The sequence below is a fragment of the Arthrobacter sp. 05T423 genome (genome assembly GCF_056396245.1).
Genome location: NZ_JBFTLC010000095.1, coordinates 1 through 917, shown reverse-complemented (window position 1 = coordinate 917; position 917 = coordinate 1). Strand labels below are relative to the sequence as shown.

General features: G+C 66.4%; 1 pseudogene. It reads right to left on the bottom strand.

Annotation, left to right across the window (positions count from 1 at the left end):
- Positions 1-917: pseudogene (locus AC1DFE_RS24050) on the bottom strand (pyruvate dehydrogenase (acetyl-transferring), homodimeric type); the annotation flags it as partial.

The following is a 917-nucleotide window of genomic DNA, read 5'->3' as shown; positions in this document are numbered from 1 at the left end:
CCCATTTCGTACCCGTAGGCGGGGTCGTAGGTGACCACGGCGGGGTTGGTGGAGGCCAGCAGCGGGGAGTGTCCGTCGGCGTGCTGGAGGCCTTCGCCGGTGAGGGTGGTCCGTCCTGCGGTGGCGCCGATGATGAAGCCGCGGCTCATCTGGTCGGCGGCGGCCCAGAAGGCGTCGCCGGTGCGCTGGAAGCCGAACATGGAGTAGAACACGTAGACCGGGACCAGCGGCACGCCGTGGGTGGCGTACGCGGTGCCGGCGGCGGTGAACGCTGCCACGGCGCCGGCTTCGTTGATGCCGGGGTGGATCAGCTGGCCCTGCGCGGATTCCTTGTAGGCCAGGACCAGGTCCCGGTCCACGGACAGGTAGTTCTGGCCCTTGGGGTTGTAGATCTTCGCCGTCGGGAAGAACGCGTCCATGCCGAACGTGCGCGCCTCATCCGGGATGATCGGCGCGATGTGCTTGCCGAAGCTCTTGTCCCGCATGAGGTCCTTGAGCAGGCGGACGAACGCCATGGTGGTGGCGGCCTGCTGCTTGCCCGAACCGCGCTTGGCGACCTCGTAGGACTTCGCCTCGGGCAGTTCGATGTCCGAGTGCTTCGAGCGCCGTTCCGGAACGGAACCGCCCAGGGCAGCGCGGCGTTCCAGCAGATACTTGATCTCCGGCGCGTCCGTGCCCGGGTGGTAATACGGCGGACGGTACGCGTCCTTTTCCAGCTGCTCATCCGTGACCGGGATCCGCAGGTGGTCGCGGAACTTCTTGAGGTCGTCGAGGGTGAGTTTTTTCATCTGGTGGGTGGCGTTGCGGCCTTCGAAGTGCGGGCCCAGGCCGTAGCCCTTGACCGTTTTGGCCAGGATCACGGTGGGTTTGCCCTTGAATTCGGTCGCGGCCTTGTACGCGGCGTAGACCTTGCGGTA